Here is a 13,580-nt window from a genome sequence, read left to right on the forward strand (position 1 = left end):
CCTGAAAGGCAGGGGCTTTTACTTTAATTGTTGTGTGTTATTTGGATAACCTCTTTCGCAATAACTTCATCTGCATCCGGGAGTGCCAGCTTGCCGATATTACTGCTTAATTTTTTTTGTAAATCAATATCATTTAAAAGCTCAAGAGCCTTGTCAACAAGTTTTGCTTCTGCATCGCGGTCGGCAACAAAAACGGCTGCCCGCTCCTGCACCAAAGCCAATGCATTTTTTGTTTGATGATCCTCAGCCACGTTTGGCGAGGGCACCAGTATAACCGGCTTTTTAATTACACACAACTCGGCTATGGTTCCCGCACCAGCACGAGATATTATTACATCTGCAGCCGCATAAGCCAGATCCATACGGTTAAGGAATTCAACTACGCATACGTCCGGGTGCCGGTTTTCGCCCAATTGCTCAATGATGCTCTTGTAATAAAACTTGCCGGTTTGCCATATCACTTGTACATCTGCTGCAATGATCTTATCCAGGCCGGCCAGTATGCTGTTGTTCAAAGTGCGTGCGCCAAGGCTACCGCCGGTAATCAATATCGTTTTTTTGAACGATGACAGCTTGTACAGTTCCAATGCCTGCATATGCTTGCCGGCAATATTCACCGATTCTTTACGGATTGGATTACCGGTTTTGATGATCTTATCAAAAGGAAAAAACTTTTCCATACCATCAAAAGCCACACATATTTTTTTCGCCTTTGCGCCCAGCCATTTGTTGGTAATACCTGCATAAGAATTTTGCTCCTGTATAAGTGTAGGTATACCTTTTAAAGATGCCGCATATAACAACGGACCAGATGCATAACCTCCAACACCAACAGCGGCATCTGGTTTAAAATCTTTTATGATACCTATAGCCTTGCGTACGCTTCGCAAAAGCTTTACCGGGAACATGACATTTTTCCACACTGAATTACGTTGGATGCCCTGTATATCCAGCCCGATTATTTTATAGCCGGCCGCCGGAACTTTTTCCATTTCCATGCGGCCATTGGCTCCTACAAACAATATTTCGGTATCGGGATCAAGCTTTTTTAACGCGTTGGCAATTGCCACAGCCGGGAATATATGCCCGCCTGTGCCACCTCCGCTTATAATGATCCTTTTAGCCATCTTTTGAAACTTTAAATTCTAAACTCTAAATCCTAATCACGCTCTTGCTTAAACACAAATCGTAATTCGTAACTCTTAAATCTATAATTCTTTATACTGCTACTTCTCTAATCTCTCCTACAACCACTTTGCGTGGTTCATCAATATCCTTGCTTACCGATAGTATGATACCAAAGGCTATACTCGTAAATAATATGGATGTACCCCCCATGCTTACCAGCGGTAGTGGTACACCAGTTACCGGCCCTAAGCCAACGGCAACAGCCATATTAGCAAACGCCTGGATAGTTAAACTGAAACTTAGGCCGCAAGCCAGTAGTGCACCGAATGCCTTAGGCGCTTTGGTCACAATTTTTATACATCTGTATAATAAAAACAGGTAAATAGCCACCAGTGCAAAGCCGCCAATTAAACCATATTCTTCTATTATTGTTGCATAAATAAAATCCGAATATGGGTGAGGCAAATAATTACGCTCGGTACTGTTACCCGGGCCTTTGCCAAAAAATCCGCCGGTAGCTATGGCTATCTTTGAATGGTCCGACTGGAATGATTTATCCGGATCGGCCGTTTCAGGATGCATAAATGCATGCACACGTGAAATATACGTGGCGCGGCGCGGACCTAAAAATATTACGCCAGCCAGTAATATTGCCCCTGCCAGGCATACCACCGAAATTTGCTTTATACTGATACGACCGATGATCAGTAGTAGAATGCTTACCCCAAACAGCATTAAAGCTGTAGAAAGGTTAGCAAGAGCAATCAGTATAAACACCACGCAAACCGAACCCATGATAGGGATAAACGATTGTTTAACATCCTTTATATTTTCCTGCTTGCGCGATAGGGTACGTGCTAAGTAAGTTATCAGGGCAAGCTTGGCTAAATCTGATGTCTGGAAGGTTAAACCTGTACCAGGTATAGCTATCCAGCGGCTTGCATCATTTACGTGGTTACCAAACACCAGTGTATATAACAAAAGGGGCAGCGTTACCACCATCAGTAGTTTGGATATACCGGCATAGTAGCGGTAATCCAGCAGGTGCGAAAAATACATCAATGCTAAACCACCGATAATCATAAACATGTGCTTCATCAGTATAAACTCCGTTGCTTTACCCTGTTTATATGCAAGCGTACCTGTTGAACTATATACCGCCAGCATAGACAGCACCGACAGCAATATGACTATCAGCCATATCCAGCGGTCTCCTTTTACGTTATTGAGTATTTGGTTCATTTGTTTAAGTCTATAGTCAATGGACCATTGTCCATAGTCGTTTTAACTGATATTTATCTAACTATCCATGGTCTATCGACTATCCGACCATGGACTAATCTTACAATTCCCTTACAGCAGCCTTAAACTGCCTGCCCCTGTCCTCGTAATTTTTAAATAGGTCGAAACTGGCGCAGGCCGGCGAAAGCAATACGGTATCTCCTTTTTCTGCCAGGTGATAAGCCACCTGCGCCGCTTCCTGCGCCGAGCCGGTGTTTACAATCACTTCTACATCGTCTTCAAAAGCATCATGTATGCGCTTGTTGTCTTTACCAAGGCATACAATTGCTTTTACCTTTTGCTTAACCAGGTCTTTCAGCATACCGTAATCGTTGCCTTTATCAACACCACCTAATATCAACACAACATCGGTTGTCATGCTTTCCAGTGCATACCAGGTAGAGTTTACGTTGGTTGCCTTAGAATCATTGATGAAGCTGATACCGGATACTTTGCCAACAGACTCGAGCCGGTGCTCGATATTGCGGAAATTACCCATGCTCTCTCTGATCGTTTCGTTGCGTAGCTCAAGCACCTTGGCAACTATACCAGAAGCCATAGAGTTGTAGATGTTGTGCTTTCCCTGCAGGGCCAGTTCGTTAATTGACATTGTAAAATGTTGTTTGTTGACGTTTATAATTAGTTTATCCTGATCGAGATATGCTCCCGTTTCAATTTGTTTTTCTATAGAAAATGGCAGTTGCTGCGCCGCCATCTGTTTTCCTTCAAGCACTTTCAGCGTTTCTGCGTCATCGGCGCAATAAATAAAATAGTCGGCCGCTGTCTGGTTCTGCGTTATCCTGAACTTAGATGCCGCGTAATTTTCCATTTTGTAATCGTACCTGTCCAGGTGATCCGGCGTGATGTTCAGCAATACCGCTACATCTGCCTTAAACCGGTACATGTTATCCAGCATAAAACTGCTTATCTCCAATACATACCAATCAAACCTCTCTGTTGCCACCTGGTAGGCAAAACTTTTGCCTATGTTGCCTGCAAGGCCTGCGTTCAAACCTGCATTCTTAAGGATATGATAAGTAAGGCTGGTAGTTGTAGTTTTACCGTTAGAACCTGTTATACATATCATTTTCGCATCTGTGTACCTCCCGGCGAATTCAATTTCAGAGATTACCGGAATACCTTTTTCAAGCAAGCTTTTGATCATCGGCGCCTTATCAGGTATTCCCGGGCTTTTAACTACTTCTGCCGCGTTCAGTATTTCGGCTTCCGTATGTCCGTTTTCTTCAAAGCGTATGTTCCAGTCCTGAAGTTGCTGTTTGTAATGATCGGCTATCGGCCCAAAGTCAGAAACAAAAACATCATAGCCCTGCTGTTGGGCAAGGTATGCCGCCCCAACGCCGCTTTCGCCTGCGCCGAGGATAGCTATTTTGTTATTTGTTCCCATTTCGTTCATAGTCCATGGTCAATAGACCATTATTAAATTTTCACTTTATTTTCTGCCATGGGCCATCAACTATGGCCAATGGGCTTTTTATCTTAACTTCAACGTTATCACTGTTATAATTGCCAGGAAGATGCAGATGATCCAAAAGCGTGTAACTATTTTAGATTCATGGAATCCCTTCTTCTGGTAATGGTGGTGCAACGGCGCCATCAGGAATATCCTTCGGCCTTCCCCGTATTTCTTTTTAGTATACTTGAACCAGCCTACCTGCATCATTACAGAGATATTCTCAACCAGGAAAATACCACACAATACCGGCACTAACAGTTCTTTCCGGATAATGATAGCAAATACGGCTATAATACCTCCTATGGCCAAACTGCCTGTATCGCCCATAAATACCTGCGCCGGATATGAGTTGTACCATAAAAAACCAACACATGCCCCCACAAACGCACCGGCAAAAATCACCAGCTCGCCCGAGTTAGGTATGTACATGATGTTGAGATAATCGGCCGTAATAATGTTACCTGATACATAAGCCAATATAGCCAGGGTAAGGCCAATAATAGCCGAAGTACCCGTCGCCAGCCCGTCTATACCATCGGTGATGTTTGCTCCGTTGGATACTGCAGTTATGATCACTATCACAAAAACCATAAATACCAGTAAGCCATAATGCTCATAGCCAGAGCCAATGAACTTTAAAACCTTTGCATAGTCAAACTCATTGTTTTTATAAAAAGGCATTGTGGTCTTTGTCGATTTAATATCCTGTGTATATACCGGTTTTTCGCCGCGCATGTGAAAATCAACCGGGGCATCATATTTAACCGGCAACTTAACTTCCTGGCGTATGGTTATCTGCGGATGGAAATACATTGTCCACCCTATAATTAGTGCCAGCCCAACCTGCCCGGTTATTTTGAACTTTCCGGCAAGGCCTTCTTTATTCCTTTTGAAAACTTTAATGTAATCATCTAAAAAGCCGATCAATCCGAGCCAAACGGTAGTTACCAGCATCATGATTATATAAATGTTATCCAATTTTGCAAATAACAGCGTTGGTACAAGTATGCCTAATATGATGATAACACCTCCCATTGTTGGGGTACCGGATTTTTGCATTTGCCCTTCAAGGCCCAGGTTCCTTACTGTTTCGCCAACCTGTTTAAAGCGCAAATAATCTATCAGCCTGCGGCCATACACCGTGGTAACCAGCAATGATACTATTACCGCCATAGCCATACGGAAAGTGATGTATTGGAACACACCAATCCCCGGGATGCTGTAATTTTTACTTAAGTAGTTAAACAGGTAGTATAGCATTGGCGTCGTTTAATCCAAATTTTTAAATTGTTCACTCAGCTCTTCCATATCGTCAAAATGGTTTTTAACGCCATTGATTTCCTGATACTTTTCATGGCCCTTACCAGCCAGCAGGATAATATCGCCTGGTTTGGCCAGCATACAAGCGGTTTTAATAGCCTCGCGCCTGTCGGCAATGCTTAGCGTGTGACGCTTAAAAGCCGGATCTACCCCTTCTTCCATATCCTTAATGATCTGCGATGGGTCTTCGGTTCTTGGATTGTCTGAGGTCAAAATCACCTTATCGCTCCATTCACAAGCTACTTTAGCCATTACCGGGCGCTTGGTTTTATCCCTGTCGCCACCACAACCAATCACGGTAATTACTTTTTCGTTACTGTTCCGGATATCATGTATAGTGCTCAGTACGTTCTGCACAGCGTCAGGCGTGTGGGCATAGTCTACTATACCAATCACTTTGTTCGGAGCCGTAATGTACTCAAACCTGCCTTCGGCGCCGGTAAGTTTGCTAAGGCTTACCAATACCTTAGCTTTATCCTGCTCTAAAAGCATTGCTGCCGAATACACTGCCAACAAGTTATAAGCATTGAAAGTGCCCACCAGTTTAAACCAAACTTCTTCCCCATCTATGTTAAGCAGCAAACCACTGAACTGATTTTCGATGATCCGCGCGCGATAGTCGGCCATGCTTTTAAGGCCATAGCTCTTTTTATGCGCAGAAGTGTTTTGCAGCATTACATTACCGTTCTTATCATCTACGTTTGTTAATGCAAATGCATTTTTAGGCAGTTTATCAAAAAAGGCCTTTTTAGCTTTTAAGTAACTGTCGAATGTTTTATGATAATCCAGGTGATCATGCGTCAGGTTAGAAAATATCGCTCCTGAAAACTTTAAACCTTCTATGCGGTGCTGTGAAACGGCATGAGAACTCACCTCCATAAAGCAATAATCGCAACCTTCATCAACCATATCGGCCAGCAGTTTGTTTAGAGCCACCGGATCGGGCGTGGTGTGTGTTGAGGGTATGATTTTGCCGTTGATCTGATTTTCCACAGTAGAAAGCAAACCGCACTTGTAACCGAGATCACTAAAAAGCTTATAAAGCAATGTAGCAATGGTGGTTTTACCATTGGTGCCCGTTACTCCAACCAACTTTAGGTTAGTAGATGGGTTTTCGTAAAAATTTGCGGCAATAGTACCCAGCGCTTTAGCGGAATCTGCAACCATCAGAAAGTCTACCGCTGCAGCTGTATGCGCTGGCAACTCTTCGCATACTATGGCAATGGCGCCATCTTTAATGGCCTGATCTATATAATCATGCCCATCAACAGCAGTTCCTTTTACAGCAACAAATAAACAACCGGATACTACTTTGCGCGAATCAAACACAACGGCAGATATTTCTACGTCGGCGCTTCCCTGCAGTTCGGTAAAGGCTACACCTTCTAATATATCGCTTAGGTATCTCATTGCAGTTCTATTTTTATTTTTGATCCTTTGGGTATTAAACTGCCGCCGGTAACAGATTGCGTAGTTACTGTGCCGCTCCCTTTTACAGATACTTTATAACCGGCATTACCTAAAGCAAATAATGCATCGCTCAAGCCCATGCCGGTTACATCCGGCACTGTGCCGGTTTTATATTTATTTTCCTCAAACGCGATGCCGTTACTGGTATCAATACCGCTAAGTGATGCCGACGCGTACAGCGGCTTTACGTTAAGCTTCTGGTACACCTTTTTAAGCGCGACAAGGTTTCCCTTTTTAAACTTTGGCAGCGTTGTGTTACCAACCAGATGTGTGGGCGACTGGTTAAGTGCCATATCACCCGCATAAATCTTGTCGGCAATTTCTCTGAAAGCCGGGCCTGCAACTGATGCAGCATAGTATCCATTTTTAGGATCGTTTATAACCACTATTAATGAATACTTAGGATGATCTGCCGGAAAGTAACCGCAAAACGATGCCTGGTATTGCTTCTTTGCTTTGTAACCTTTATTAGCGTCAGCAACCTGTGCTGTACCCGTTTTACCGGCTATTTTGTACAATGGGTTATAAACATACTCCCGGCCGCTGCCCTCTAACACTACACCTTCAAGCATTTCCTGCATTTTTTTCAAGGTAACGTCAGAGCATATCTTCTCATTTATAACGCGGGATTGGAAACGCTCAACAGTATTTCCTAACCTTCTTATCTCCTTAACAAATACAGGGGTTACCATTTTACCATTATTGGCAACGGCATTGTAAAAGCTCAGCATTTTTAGCGGGGTTAGCTGCATCTCGTAACCGTAAGCCATTTGCGGCAGGGTCATGTTTTTGTTCCAGCTACGGTTGCTTGGGTTTTTTACCACCGGCTGGGCTTCGCCCGGTATCTGCAGATGCATTTTTTCGTTCAGGTGCCAGTTATAAAGGTGATCGGTAAAGGCAGATTGATTATCCTTATAACTTGTATTAACAAGGTAAGCAACAGCTGCGTTTGATGATTTTTCAAAGGCTTTTTTTACCGTTACTCTGCCGATACTTCCATGAGAATCTTTAATTCTGTGCCCCGGTATTGGGTAATCACCAGTATTAACCATGGTGTTGGTGTCTACCTTATGATCTTCGAGCAAAGCCATGTATGATGCCAGCTTGAAGGTTGAACCCGGGTCTTGATTACCTGCAATAGCGTAGTTAAACTTCTCTTTGAAAGAGCCATCGGGCATGCGTGAGTAATTAGCCACGGCCCTTACTTCGCCTGTTGCTACTTCCATTAAAATAGCTGTACCATGATCAGCTTTGGTGATTATTAGTTGCTTTTCCAATGCGTTTTGCACCAGGTCCTGCATATTTATATCAATGGTAGATATGATATCAGCACCATCCTTTGGCGCTATCTCAAAATCATCATTAACGGGCATCCAAACCCCACCCGCCATACGGCGCTCCAGGCGCTTGCCGCTTTCACCATCAATAAACTCGGCATAGGCACCTTCAAGCCCAACGCCGTTTTTAACATTTGCATTTTTATAACCTATTGTACGCGCGGCCAATGAGCGGAAAGGCATAATGCGCTTATTCTGCTGCACGGCAATTAAGCCACCTTTATATTTACCCATATTAAAAATTGGGAAGGTACGCACTGTTTTAAGCTGAGTGTATGTTACACGGCGCTTAAGCAAATGATAGCGTGACTTTTCTTTTCGCGCATCGCGCAACAAGCGAGAATACTCACGCGCGGATTTATCTCCAAAAAAGCCAGACAATTTACGCGACAAAGAATCTACCTTGTCATCAAATATCTTTTCATCCTCTATCCCACCGGCCAGCATATCCATACGCAGCTCGTACTCAGGCACCGATGTAGCCAGTAAACTGCCATCTACCGAAAATATATTACCTCTCGCAGCTTCTACATTGCGCATACGCGTAGTAAGGCTGCGCGACATGGCTTTCCATTTTTCGCCCTGTACAATTTGTACCCTGCATAACTGAAAAAGTACCGCTGCAGCAAAAAGCAGGATCAACCCAAAAGCCAGGTAAACCCTAAGCAATATGTTAGTTCTGATACCCATTACTCTGCATCCTCCTTTACTGTTATTTTTTGCGGTGGTTCGTTTGGCTCCCTTATCCCTAATGTATCTGCCCGCTTAGCCACCTCTGTTAATGTACTTTTAAAGGCCAGATCTGCCTTGCTGCTTTTATATTCCCAGCTCAGTTCTTTTACTTCTTTACTTATTTTATCAATATCGCGTACGTTGTTTTCAGACAAGTGGCGGTTAGCTATATACAGCATTCCCAGGAAAGCTATATATATAATAAAGGGCAACGCCCGGGTGGCTTGCTCTGTAGAGATAACGCCCCTGGTAAGGAACTGCATGATAAAATTGTCAGAAAAATCCTTTGTTTTAGGTTTTTCCTCAACAATAAGCTCCTTTTCCAGCTCTTCTTCTTCCTGAATTTCTGTACGTAAACGATTGGTCATCTTTTTACAGCTATTCTAAGTTTCGCGCTTCGCGCCCTGTTATTATTCATTATTTCTTCGTCGGTAGCTGTAATAGCTCCCCGGCTAACCGCCTCTAACGGGCGGCTATCATTTCCATAAATATCTTTCTCCACCTCGCCGCTGAATTTTCCTTTGGCAATGAAATTTTTTACCAACCTGTCTTCCAGCGAATGGTATGACATCACCACCAGCCTGCCGCCGGCAGCCAACACATCGGCCGATTGCTGCAAAAAATCCTTCAAAGCTTCCAGCTCCTGGTTCACCTCTATCCGCAGCGCCTGGAAAACCTGTGCCAGGTACTTGTTTTCTTTACCACGCGGAATAAGTCCGGCAATAGCGTTTTTTAAATCCGCTATACTATTCAGCGAACTGTTAAGCCTTGCTGTAGCAATGGTTTTAGCCAGCGATCTGGCATTCTTTATTTCTCCGTACACCCCAAAAATGCGGTGAAGGTCGGCCTCACTATAAGTGTTCACCACCTCTTTTGCGGTTAAATCCGACGACTGGTTCATTCGCATATCCAACTCGGCATCAAAGCGAATAGAGAATCCCCGCTCAGCCTGGTCAAACTGGTAGGATGAAACCCCCAGATCAGCCAGTATTCCATCTACCGGCAAAGCATCGTGCAAACGCACAAAATTTTTCAGATACCTGAAATTTTGATCTACAAACGTAAAACGCTCGTCTTCAATTATATTCTGCTGCGCGTCGGCATCCTGGTCAAATGCCAGCAATCTGCCGCCATCACCCAGATGTTTCATTATTTCGCGGGAATGGCCGCCACCGCCAAAGGTTACGTCTACATAAGTACCGTTTGGCTTTATATTTAAAGCCTCAATACACTCCTGCAACATTACGGGTACATGATAATTACTCATTACGCCCCCTTCCTTTGTTAGCCATCACCTCTTCGGCCAGGTCGGCAAAATTCTCCGGCTCGTTATTGATCATTTCCTGATGAGCCTTTTTGTCCCAAACCTCTACTTTATTTAAAAGGCAGGTTAATACTACATCGCCGCTAATACCGGCATAATCCAGCAGATTTTTTGGCAAATTAACCCTTCCGGAAGCGTCGGGCTGCAAATGCGTAGCGCCACCGGTAAAATATCTCACAAACTGGATAGCCTTTCTGTCGTATTCATTAAGTTTGCTCAGCTCATCAAGCTTCTTGTCCCACTCGGTTTTTGTGTAAATAACAAGATACTTTTCAAGGCCGCGGTTGATCACAAGACCTTCAGACTCAGCTTCTGGAAGCTGTTTCTTAAGGCCTGCAGGGATCATCATCCGCCCCTTGGCATCAAGTTTACATTCAAATTCTCCGGTTAAGTAGGACATTATAGTTTGTCGGCAATTATTGTAACGTAAAATTAAATTACTTCTACCACTTTTCCCCACTTTCCCCCACTAAAAGTTTTCAACAATTTTTAGGTGTCCTTGTTTTTGATTTTTTTACTCCAAGACCATTAATCACAAACTGGTGGCTTCCATTACATTATTAATCAACAACCTATTTATCAGTTATTTATGTAAATGCTAATCAGCAACTGATCCTGTTAACTGCAAGGTGGTAGAAAATGGCATACATATTTGCGTTATGAACCGCCGATTGGAATAATTATAATTGTAGATAGAACTTTATACCTGAACATCTACCAACATGATTAAAACAAAAACTAAAAACCTGTTAATTGGAATGCTTGCCTTAGGTGCTGTTGATACAGCCATGGCCCAAAGTCTGGACAAAATGCAGTGGTTTAATGAACCGGAAAAGTGGGAGATCAGGAATAATAGCCTGACCATGACGGTTACCCCGCAAAGCGATTATTGGCGAATATCCCACTATGGCTTTACGGTTGATGATGCACCTTTTTATTATACTACCTACGGCGGCGAGTTTGAAGCTAAAGTTAAACTGACAGGTGGCTACAAAGCCAGGTTTGACCAAATGGGCCTAATGATACGTACAGACCATGAGAACTACATTAAAACAGGCGTTGAATTTGTTGACGGAAAATTTAACGTAAGCACTGTTGTAACTCACCACACCAGCGACTGGAGTGTAACTACCCTTGATAAAATACCCCCTTTTATCTGGATAAAAGTGATAAGGCGCCTTGATGCAGTAGAGGTATTTTACTCTTTTGATGATATTAATTACACCATGACACGTAACGCACCATTACAGGATAACAAGCCTGTTATGGTTGGATTAATGGCAGCATCGCCGGATGGCAAAGGCTTTGAAGCCAAATTTGAAAACTTTAAAGTAAAACACCTCCCGGATCAGCGCCGTTTGGAGTGGCTTAAAAAGAATGCTAATTAATCAAGTACTTACTCTTTATATTCCATGACCAACCAGACTACCAGCCTTAATCTCGCTGCCACTAAACAACACTTCGAAACTCTGGACGGATTAAGAGGAGTTGCTGCCATTTCTGTAGTTGTATTTCACTTTATGGAACTTGTGCAGCCCGATTATAAAAACAGTTTCATTGCTCATGCTTTTTTGGCGGTAGACTTTTTCTTTTGTCTTTCGGGCTTCGTAATAGCTTATGCGTATGATCAGAGGCTTTCAAAGATTGGCATTGGAAACTTTTTTAAGCTGAGGCTGATACGGCTGCATCCCCTGGTGATCATAGGGTCGGTTATTGGATTGCTGGCTTTTTTGTTTGATCCATGGAGCGATCTGTATCAAAAATATCAGGGTAACCTGGTGATGATGTTCGCGGCATCCTGCCTGATGATACCTTACGCCCTGGTCAGAGAAAGATACTTTAACCTTTTTCACTTAAACCCGCCTACCTGGTCGCTCTTTTTTGAATATATCGCCAATATTATTTATGCTTTTGTATTAGTAAGGGTGCGCAAACCGGTGCTATGGATATTAACTGTTATTGCTGCCATAGCCTTGTTGTGGGAAGCCCATGTATCCGGAAATTTGAGCCTTGGCTGGAGCGGCGATACCATGAGGGGCGGTTTGGCGCGTATGAGCTTCTCTTTTTTAGCCGGTATACTGGTTTACCGTTCCCAATGGATCATCAGATCAAAGGTCAGTTTCGCTGTAATTGCAGTTATGCTTTTTATAGTGTTCCTGATACCTTACAGAGATAGCTACAACGCTGTGGTTGAACCATTGATGGTGATATTATATTTCCCGTTTTTACTGGCATTGGGCGCGGGCATGCATGTATCCGGAAGTATAAAAAGCCTTTGTAATTTTTTAGGCAATATATCCTACCCGCTTTATATGGTACACTATCCTTTTATCTGGTGGTTTATGAGCTGGGTAGAAGCTAAAAAGCCATCAATGAGCGAAATGACTATGATTACTATTTTAGGCACTTTAGTACTTATTGGCTTCGCTTACCTTGTTATGGTTTTGCTTGATATACCGATAAGGCAACGACTGAAAACCGCTTTAATTAAAGAGAATCAGCATTAAAAATAGTAACAATGATAATAGTTATACAGTGCACGGACCGTGTAGGGCTTGTTGCAGCCATATCCGGCTTACTGGCCCGGCAAAACTATAATATTGTAAGCATGCAGGAACATGTTGACAATAATGAAAAACTGTTTTTTATGCGCCTGGAGGTTGATAAAGCTAATGGCGCTACCGAACTGGAGGAACTGCTTGTGGACTTATTACCCTACGGTGCCGTGGTAAAAGTGAATCCAGTTGCTCAAAAAAAGATAATTGTCTTAGTAACCAAAGAGTATCACTGCCTTGCAGATATACTTATCAGAAATTACTTTAACACCCTGGGAGCAGCAGTACAATGTGTTATAGGTAACCATGCTACACTGAGCGATATCTGCAGGCGTTTTGATATACCGTTTTACGAGGTACAGGCAGGTAACGACAAGGCCGGCTTTGAGGAAAAGCTCATCAACATTATCCAGCAGTACGGGTTTGATTACCTGGTACTGGCAAAATTCATGCGGATCTTATCGCCGGATTTTGTATGGCGCTTCCCGATGCAGATCATCAATATCCATCACTCGTTTTTGCCTGCATTTGCCGGTGCCAGCCCTTATCGGCAAGCGTATGAACGTGGTGTCAAACTAATTGGCGCAACAGCCCACTACGTTACCAACGAGCTGGACGAGGGGCCGATCATCGCCCAGCAGATCATTCCTGCCAACCACTCGCTTACGGTAGAGGATATGGTGAAAGCCGGAAAAGAAATTGAAACGGCAGTTTTAGCCAAAGCACTCAAATTGGTTTTGGACGACCGTGTATTTGTTTATAAGAATAAAACGGTTGTGCTGGAGTGATGAAAACTTAATGATATCATGCTTTAATTAAGAGAAACCTTATTAGGACCAGATACACCTAACATTACAAAAAGAAGCTGTCTCAAAAGGGCAGCTTCTTTTAGTTTCAGGTGTATTTTTTGTAACTTAAAGGCATGGGAGGCAAGGTAGTCTTTAAGGAATATGATCCTG

General features: G+C 43.2%; 12 protein-coding genes. 3 read left to right on the forward strand and 9 right to left on the reverse strand.

The window, feature by feature from the left end:
• Nucleotides 1–23 precede the first annotated feature (23 nt).
• From murG to mraZ, 9 genes are all read right to left on the reverse strand, one after another.
• Entirely contained in the window at nt 24–1,127 is a 1,104-nt protein-coding gene (gene murG / locus ACFQZX_RS03255; RefSeq protein WP_377111258.1) for an undecaprenyldiphospho-muramoylpentapeptide beta-N-acetylglucosaminyltransferase, read from the reverse strand.
• Nucleotides 1,128–1,218: 91 nt separating this feature from the next.
• The gene (locus ACFQZX_RS03260) at nt 1,219–2,370 is read right to left on the reverse strand and encodes an FtsW/RodA/SpoVE family cell cycle protein (RefSeq protein WP_377111260.1); all 1,152 of its coding nucleotides are present in this window, start codon (nt 2,368–2,370) and stop codon (nt 1,219–1,221) included.
• Between the two features lie 100 nt (nt 2,371–2,470).
• Nucleotides 2,471–3,814, reverse strand: coding sequence for a UDP-N-acetylmuramoyl-L-alanine--D-glutamate ligase (gene murD / locus ACFQZX_RS03265; RefSeq protein ID WP_377111279.1), 1,344 nt, complete (start codon nt 3,812–3,814; stop codon nt 2,471–2,473).
• An 87-nt stretch (nt 3,815–3,901) separates the two neighbouring features.
• Nucleotides 3,902–5,143, reverse strand: a complete 1,242-nt coding sequence (mraY, locus tag ACFQZX_RS03270) for a phospho-N-acetylmuramoyl-pentapeptide-transferase (protein ID WP_377111261.1) — start codon at nt 5,141–5,143, stop codon at nt 3,902–3,904.
• A gap of 9 nt (nt 5,144–5,152) precedes the next feature.
• Nucleotides 5,153–6,613, reverse strand: coding sequence for a UDP-N-acetylmuramoyl-L-alanyl-D-glutamate--2,6-diaminopimelate ligase (locus tag ACFQZX_RS03275; protein ID WP_377111263.1), 1,461 nt, complete (start codon nt 6,611–6,613; stop codon nt 5,153–5,155).
• A complete protein-coding gene (locus tag ACFQZX_RS03280; protein ID WP_377111264.1) occupies nt 6,610–8,700 on the reverse strand; it encodes a penicillin-binding protein in 2,091 nt (696 codons plus the stop codon). The genes ACFQZX_RS03275 and ACFQZX_RS03280 overlap by 4 nt, the downstream gene beginning before the upstream one ends.
• Entirely contained in the window at nt 8,700–9,110 is a 411-nt protein-coding gene (locus ACFQZX_RS03285) for an FtsL-like putative cell division protein (RefSeq protein WP_377111266.1), read from the reverse strand. The genes ACFQZX_RS03280 and ACFQZX_RS03285 overlap by 1 nt, the downstream gene beginning before the upstream one ends.
• Nucleotides 9,107–10,009: a 16S rRNA (cytosine(1402)-N(4))-methyltransferase RsmH gene (rsmH, locus tag ACFQZX_RS03290; protein ID WP_377111268.1), complete on the reverse strand. Its 903-nt coding sequence runs from the start codon at nt 10,007–10,009 to the stop codon at nt 9,107–9,109. Before rsmH ends, ACFQZX_RS03285 begins: the two co-directional genes overlap by 4 nt.
• Nucleotides 10,002–10,466, reverse strand: coding sequence for a division/cell wall cluster transcriptional repressor MraZ (gene mraZ / locus ACFQZX_RS03295; RefSeq protein WP_377111269.1), 465 nt, complete (start codon nt 10,464–10,466; stop codon nt 10,002–10,004). Before mraZ ends, rsmH begins: the two co-directional genes overlap by 8 nt.
• A 322-nt stretch (nt 10,467–10,788) precedes the next feature.
• Between mraZ and ACFQZX_RS03300 the strand changes: the two genes are divergently transcribed.
• The 3 genes from ACFQZX_RS03300 to purU are packed head-to-tail and all read left to right on the forward strand — an operon-like array spanning nt 10,789 to nt 13,409.
• Nucleotides 10,789–11,454 carry a DUF1349 domain-containing protein gene (locus ACFQZX_RS03300; RefSeq protein ID WP_377111270.1) on the forward strand — a complete coding sequence of 222 codons (666 nt, stop codon included), beginning with the start codon at nt 10,789–10,791 and terminating at the stop codon, nt 11,452–11,454.
• Nucleotides 11,455–11,478: 24 nt separating this feature from the next.
• Nucleotides 11,479–12,573, forward strand: coding sequence for an acyltransferase family protein (locus tag ACFQZX_RS03305; RefSeq protein WP_377111271.1), 1,095 nt, complete (start codon nt 11,479–11,481; stop codon nt 12,571–12,573).
• An 11-nt stretch (nt 12,574–12,584) separates the two neighbouring features.
• The gene (gene purU / locus ACFQZX_RS03310; protein WP_377111272.1) at nt 12,585–13,409 is read left to right on the forward strand and encodes a formyltetrahydrofolate deformylase; all 825 of its coding nucleotides are present in this window, start codon (nt 12,585–12,587) and stop codon (nt 13,407–13,409) included.
• Nucleotides 13,410–13,580 lie beyond the last annotated feature (171 nt).

The organism is Mucilaginibacter litoreus, from assembly GCF_042676805.1.
Classification (GTDB): domain Bacteria; phylum Bacteroidota; class Bacteroidia; order Sphingobacteriales; family Sphingobacteriaceae; genus Mucilaginibacter; species Mucilaginibacter litoreus.

Coding starts and splice junctions, on each gene's coding strand:
- murG (WP_377111258.1), bottom strand. CDS start 1,127: ATGGCTAAAAGGATCATTATAAGCGGAGGTGGCACAGGCGGGCATATA.
- ACFQZX_RS03260 (WP_377111260.1), bottom strand. CDS start 2,370: ATGAACCAAATACTCAATAACGTAAAAGGAGACCGCTGGATATGGCTG.
- murD (WP_377111279.1), bottom strand. CDS start 3,814: ATGGGAACAAATAACAAAATAGCTATCCTCGGCGCAGGCGAAAGCGGC.
- mraY (WP_377111261.1), bottom strand. CDS start 5,143: ATGCTATACTACCTGTTTAACTACTTAAGTAAAAATTACAGCATCCCG.
- ACFQZX_RS03275 (WP_377111263.1), bottom strand. CDS start 6,613: ATGAGATACCTAAGCGATATATTAGAAGGTGTAGCCTTTACCGAACTG.
- ACFQZX_RS03280 (WP_377111264.1), bottom strand. CDS start 8,700: ATGGGTATCAGAACTAACATATTGCTTAGGGTTTACCTGGCTTTTGGG.
- ACFQZX_RS03285 (WP_377111266.1), bottom strand. CDS start 9,110: ATGACCAATCGTTTACGTACAGAAATTCAGGAAGAAGAAGAGCTGGAA.
- rsmH (WP_377111268.1), bottom strand. CDS start 10,009: ATGAGTAATTATCATGTACCCGTAATGTTGCAGGAGTGTATTGAGGCT.
- mraZ (WP_377111269.1), bottom strand. CDS start 10,466: ATGTCCTACTTAACCGGAGAATTTGAATGTAAACTTGATGCCAAGGGG.
- ACFQZX_RS03300 (WP_377111270.1), top strand. CDS start 10,789: ATGATTAAAACAAAAACTAAAAACCTGTTAATTGGAATGCTTGCCTTA.
- ACFQZX_RS03305 (WP_377111271.1), top strand. CDS start 11,479: ATGACCAACCAGACTACCAGCCTTAATCTCGCTGCCACTAAACAACAC.
- purU (WP_377111272.1), top strand. CDS start 12,585: ATGATAATAGTTATACAGTGCACGGACCGTGTAGGGCTTGTTGCAGCC.